Source organism: Euzebyales bacterium (assembly GCA_035461305.1).
Taxonomy (GTDB): domain Bacteria; phylum Actinomycetota; class Nitriliruptoria; order Euzebyales; family JAHELV01; genus JAHELV01.
Genome location: DATHVN010000079.1, coordinates 1 through 5304, shown reverse-complemented (window position 1 = coordinate 5304; position 5304 = coordinate 1). Strand labels below are relative to the sequence as shown.

Genomic DNA, 5304 nt, shown 5'->3' with positions numbered 1-5304 from the left:
CGCAGGCTTCGCGCGGGACAACTGCGGCCAGCTCAGTCCGATGGCACACCGGTGCACCGCGATGAAACGACTGGTAACCAATGAAACACCGTGGCCGCGCGATCGCGACCAGCGCTTCTCATCGTCAGGTCTCGCGCTCGACAACAGGTCTGGTCAGGGCGTCGAATCATGGCGGAGCCCGACGCGTGAGAAGATCATTACGAGAGGGCAGGGCCACCGTGAACCCGCAAGGGCGCGAAAACGTGCGCTGACCTGCGGCGATGCATGATGTGGCGACTCCACCATCGGCGTCGATGTACCGATGCATGGCACACCCATGGCACACCCGCAGGCAACGAGCGGCCACGAGTGACAAGTCCGTCAGCTACTCGATGTAACCTTCGGGATTCGCAACGCAATCGTGGCCAGCCGCGGCTACCGCGCTCCTCGTCGCGGCGAGACATGACGGAGGCGGGCGACCGGACGCCCGGCGTGCTGTGCACACGGAGCGGTTCGCGATGACGCTGTGAGGCTATGCGCTCCCGGCGCTGGGAGATTGGGGCCGCTGTTGCAGTGTCGCTAATGGTCGTGATGCTCTCGCTCACGGATCACGATGGTCCCGGGCAAAGCGGCAGGCGTCACCTGATGGATGTCTGATGGTCCCGATCACCCTGGGGCATTCGACCGCGCGGCACACCATCTCGGGGAGCATGCTGACGACAGAGCGGTAAATGCGCCGTGCCGCCGACGATGCGACAGCTCGCCGCTCCGAGGTCACCGGGAGGTGACCACCATGTCGACACTGCTGCGCCCGACCACGACCACGACTCCGGACGGAACGCCTGACGCCGCGGTCCCGCGCTGGCTGCCGCTGATCTGGGTGGGCTTCCTCGTCGCCGCGCTGCTGATGCTGCCCGCCCTGCCGCTGGTGACGTGGGGTGTCGTCGTCCCGATCGTCGCGGCCGTGCTGCTCGCCGTGACCGCGCCGGCAGCCCGCGGCCTGCCCTGGCTGCGCCGACGCGCGGACGCGGTCGACCTGGTCGTGATCGGCGGCCTGTACCTGGCGGTGGTCGGGCTGTATCGCCTCGCGTTCGCCGTCTTCACCACCGACAACGTGTTGGGGCTGTTCCTGTCCTTCGCCGGCGGGCTGATCCTCGGTGTGGTCGGACCGGTCGCCTACACGACCTGGATCCGCCACCGCCCCCTGCGCACCCTCGGGCTCGGCGTCCACAACCTGCGGTCCACGCTTGCGCTGGCGGTCCTCTTCGGCGGCGTCCAGTTCGTGATCATGTTCTGGGGCTACACGCTGCCCGCACCGGCCGAGTGGGTGCCGCTGCTCGTGCTGTCACTCACCGTCGGGCTGTTCGAGGCGGTGTTCTTCCGCGGCTTCGTCCAGACGCGGCTGGAGGCCAGCTTCGGCATCCCCGCAGGCGTGGTCGGCGCCGCGGTCCTGTACGCGCTGTACCACGTCGGCTACGGCATGACCGGCAGCGAGATGGTGTTCCTGTTCGGGCTCGGCGTCGTGTACGCCATCGCCTACCGGCTGGCCGGCAACATCGTCGTGCTGTGGCCGCTGCTCACCCCGATCGGGGCGTTCTTCAACAACCTGCAGGCCGGCGACATCGTCCTGCCGTGGGCGTCGATCGCCGGGTTCGCCGACGTCCTGGCGGTCATGGCAGCGATCATCTGGCTCGCCGCCCGCCACGAACGCCGCGCCACGACACGCCAGCCGCCCATCACCACCGAAGGAGGGTGACATGACAACACTCGACACCCGCGACGACCAACTGCGCACCGAAGCGCTCGAACAGCTCCGCAAGCGCTCCGAGTTCTGGGCCCACCTGGCCGCCTACCTACTGGTCAACGCATTCCTCGTCGCGATCTGGTTCATCGTCGGCGCTGGGTTCTTCTGGCCGATGTTCCCCCTGTTCGGCTGGGGCATCGGGCTGTTCTTCCACGCCTGGGACGTCTTCCGACGCCCGCCGTCGGAGGAACAGATCCGCCGCGAGATCGAGCGCCTGCACACGGCGAAGTGACCACCAGGGTCGACGCCACGGTGACCTGACCGCGAGCCGCACGTCCGGATGCCCGCCACGGACCTTGACGGCGAGGTCATGAGGCCGCCATAGATCCGCGCGGGGCCGATGTTGCGCGTGCTCACGGCTCTGCTGCTGGGTGCCCGGGGTGGTCGTACGGCTCCGAGGCCGAACGGTCAGAGGTGCCTGTGCACGAGGCGTCCTTGAGACCTGCGGTCATCGGCCGACGATGCGGTCAACCGCCGCGGACATCGGCCTGCCACCCCGATGTCGCATCCGACTCGACCAGACGGCGTTGAGGGACGCATGGTCCGCCGTCACGATGGGAGCATGCGCGTGAACATGCTGACCGAGGCCGTCCGGCGGCGACTGCCCTGGTTCCTGCGACGCGGCGACGCCCGCCACCATGTCGAACAAGGTTCGGCATGTCACCCTGAGCGCGAACGGCTGTGAGGAGTGCCTCAGGCTCGGTGACTCCTGAGTGCATCTGCGGATGTGCCTGACGTGCGGCAAGGTCGGGTGCTGCGACAACCCCAAGAACAGGCACGCCACCGCGCACTTCCGCGAGGTCGCGCATCCGATCGTGCAGTCGCACCAGCCGGACGAGGATTGGCTGTGGTGTTACCTCGATGAGCAGATGATGCCTGCAGAAGCGCTGCCTGCACGTTGACCGCGTCGTCGACCGCGAGCTCGATGCTCGCGTCGGCTGGCACGGCGACGTCCGATGTCAGTGTCGACGTCACCTCGACGACGCCGTGTCGGAGGGTCGGTGCGGTCGCTGTCCAGCGGTAGGCCGGCGGCGGTCCAGTCGGCCAGGCCGCCGGCGTAGTAGCGACGCACGTTGCGGTAGCCGCGGTCGACCTGCGCGTGGTACGCGTACTGGCTGGCGACGCAGGCCGGGTCGGAGCAGTACACGACGGTCGTCGACGTCGAGCCGGCGTAGGCCTCGTCAACGGTGGCGAAGTGCAACGAACCAGGGATGCGGGCCGCGCGGAACGCCCACTCGTGCAACGTCATGACCAGCTTGACGTCGTCGCCCGCGTCGAGCTTGGCCTGTAACTCGTCGCGTGAGATCGTGCGGATGTCGTCGCTCATCTGCCCTCCCGGGCCCGCATATCGATGGGTCGCTGCCTGCATCGGACCCCGACCGTACAGCGGCCGTCGTGGCATCCTTACTGTTCGGCCAGGTAGTCGTGGACCATGCGCAGTGAGATCGACCCCTCGCCGACCGCGGAGGCGACGCGCTTGACCGACGCGTGCCGCACGTCGCCGACGGCGAACACCCCCGGCAGACTGGTCTCCAGTGGCAGCGGCGGCCGCTCCAACGCCCAGCCGCCGGGAATCGCGCGCAGGTCGTTGCCGGTCAGCAGGTATCCCCACCGGTCGCGTGCGATCTCGTCCGGCAGCCAGTCTGTTCGCGGCGCCGCGCCGATGAGCACGAACAGCGCGGACGCGGCAATGGTCTGTGTCCGACCCGTGTCCCGGTCCCGTAGCGTCAGCTGCTCCGGCCGCGTGTCGCCGTGGGTGTCGACCACGTCGGTTCGGTAGCGGATGTCGATGTTCGCCTGGTTGCCCAGCTCGCGGATCAGGTAGTCGGACATGCTGTCGGCCAACGACGGTCCGCGGACGAGCAGCGTCACGTGCTGTGCGAACCGCGCCAGGTGCACGGCGGCCTGTCCGGCGGAGTTGCCGCCGCCCACGACGAACACGCGCTCGTCGGTCATCGCCTCGGCCTCGGTGACCGCGGCGCCGTAGAAGACTCCCGCGCCGGTCAACGCCTCCAGCGTCTCGATCCCCAACCGCCGATACGCGGACCCCCATTGCCAGCACCACCGCCCTGGCGGCGAGCTCGCTGCCGTCTGCCAGCGCGACGATCCGGTCGCTGCCGTCGATGCGGAGACCGGTCGCCTCGTTGCCGTAGATGAACTCGGCACCGAACAGCCACGCCTGCTCGTACGCGCGTGTGGCGAGCTCGCCGCCGCTCACGCCACGGGGGAACCCGAGGTAGCTGCGGATCAGCGAGGTCGTGCCGGCCTGCCCGCCGACGGCCTCGCGCCGACCACCACGACGTCATAGCTGGCCTGCTGCGGTCCCGTCTGCACGCCCAGCGCCTCGCCCAGCTCGGCGTTCGTGAGGTCCACCAGCGTCCGGCCGTCGAACAGCACCAGCACCGGTAACCGCTCACCATCCTCGCCCGCCTGCGCCAACAGGCGCTGCCCCTCATCGGATGCATTCGGTAGAAGCCATGTGGCATGTTGTTGCGGCCGAGCAGATCGCGGATCTCGTGTGACCGCGCGGTCCACTGCTCGCCGATCACGCGCACGATCTCGAACCGCGGCAGCGTACTGCGCGCCCACGCGCGCAGCGCCTCCCCGATGACGCTGTGGAAGTCCTCGTCCGGCGACCGCCACGGCTTCAAGGTCCAGAACTCGACCTGCCCCAACGCCGCGGCGCGACGCACCGCCTCGGCCGCCGACCACTGACCCCACGGGATCAACAACCCCAGCTGCGCCTGCGGGTGCAGCTCACCCACCCGCGCCAGCAACCCCGGGCCGCTCACCCCCGAGATCGACTGATCCGCGAGGACAACCGCCACGCCGCCCTTCCTCCGACAGCCGCACGATGGCCGCATCCGCCTTGTCGGCAGACGCCTCGCAGCCGATCTCGTAGTCCGCGCCGTACCGCTTCCCCAGCTCCAGTTCGAGCCGTGCGAGCAGCTCACCATCGTCACCGACGGCCCTTCAGCACCGGCGTCATGGCTTGCCTCACCGCTCATCACTGGATTGTGCAGGGCTGCCGGCCTTTCAGGATGCACGTGGCCTCGTCATCGCGCTCCTACTGCGACCGCACCCTAGCCGCGCTGCTAGGCACGGACGGCCGTGTCCGACAGCTCAACCTGCAACAACCCGACGTTCAGCTGCCGGCGGTGTCTCCCGATGGGTCGACCTGCGCACGGCGGCGTAGCCTCGCGTCACCGTGGCGGTGTGGCCTGTAGGGTGACCGTGCCCGCAGCGTGGGAGGTTGACCGTGTCTACTGCGCCCGAGTCGTATGCCGCCCGACTGGACGTCGACTACCCCGACCGGCTGGATCGGCTCACCACGTTCTTTCGACTGATCTGGGCGATCCCGATCCTGATCATCGTCGGGTTGCTCACCGCGACCGGCAACGAGACCGTGGTCACCGAGACCGGCGAACAGGTCACCACCAGCGGCGGCGGGATCGTCGGCGGGCTGTTCGCCGCCACGCTGCTGATGCTGCTGTTCCGGCAGCGCTACCCGCGGTGGTGGT

Annotated in this window: 8 protein-coding genes; 5 read left to right on the top strand and 3 right to left on the bottom strand. The window is 68.8% G+C overall.

Annotation, left to right across the window (positions count from 1 at the left end; translation table 11 throughout):
- From VK923_07635 to VK923_07625, 3 genes are all read left to right on the top strand, one after another.
- A partial coding sequence (locus tag VK923_07635; GenBank protein HSJ44536.1) for a hypothetical protein occupies positions 1-268 on the top strand: 268 nt, incomplete at its 5' end.
- A gap of 504 nt (positions 269-772) precedes the next feature.
- A complete protein-coding gene (locus VK923_07630; GenBank protein ID HSJ44535.1) occupies positions 773-1735 on the top strand; it encodes a type II CAAX endopeptidase family protein in 963 nt (320 codons plus the stop codon).
- Position 1736: 1 nt separating this feature from the next.
- The gene (locus VK923_07625; protein ID HSJ44534.1) at positions 1737-2015 is read left to right on the top strand and encodes a 2TM domain-containing protein; all 279 of its coding nucleotides are present in this window, start codon (positions 1737-1739) and stop codon (positions 2013-2015) included.
- A gap of 621 nt (positions 2016-2636) precedes the next feature.
- Here the strand turns inward: VK923_07625 and VK923_07620 are convergent.
- The 3 genes from VK923_07620 to VK923_07610 form a co-directional block, all read right to left on the bottom strand.
- Complete coding sequence (locus VK923_07620) at positions 2637-3110, bottom strand: rhodanese-like domain-containing protein (protein HSJ44533.1); 474 nt, start codon at positions 3108-3110, stop codon at positions 2637-2639.
- Positions 3111-3187: 77 nt separating this feature from the next.
- A complete protein-coding gene (locus tag VK923_07615; GenBank protein HSJ44532.1) occupies positions 3188-3949 on the bottom strand; it encodes an NAD(P)/FAD-dependent oxidoreductase in 762 nt (253 codons plus the stop codon).
- Between the two features lie 81 nt (positions 3950-4030).
- Positions 4031-4222, bottom strand: coding sequence for a hypothetical protein (locus VK923_07610; protein HSJ44531.1), 192 nt, complete (start codon positions 4220-4222; stop codon positions 4031-4033).
- Positions 4223-4267: 45 nt separating this feature from the next.
- Here VK923_07610 and VK923_07605 point away from each other — a divergent pair, with 45 nt between their 5' ends.
- Both VK923_07605 and VK923_07600 read left to right on the top strand, forming a co-directional pair.
- Complete coding sequence (locus tag VK923_07605) at positions 4268-4498, top strand: hypothetical protein (GenBank protein ID HSJ44530.1); 231 nt, start codon at positions 4268-4270, stop codon at positions 4496-4498.
- A gap of 544 nt (positions 4499-5042) precedes the next feature.
- A partial coding sequence (locus tag VK923_07600) for a hypothetical protein (GenBank protein HSJ44529.1) occupies positions 5043-5304 on the top strand: 262 nt, incomplete at its 3' end.

Coding starts and splice junctions, on each gene's coding strand:
- VK923_07630 (HSJ44535.1), top strand. CDS start 773: ATGTCGACACTGCTGCGCCCGACCACGACCACGACTCCGGACGGAACG.
- VK923_07620 (HSJ44533.1), bottom strand. CDS start 3,110: ATGAGCGACGACATCCGCACGATCTCACGCGACGAGTTACAGGCCAAG.
- VK923_07625 (HSJ44534.1), top strand. CDS start 1,737: ATGACAACACTCGACACCCGCGACGACCAACTGCGCACCGAAGCGCTC.
- VK923_07605 (HSJ44530.1), top strand. CDS start 4,268: ATGTTGTTGCGGCCGAGCAGATCGCGGATCTCGTGTGACCGCGCGGTC.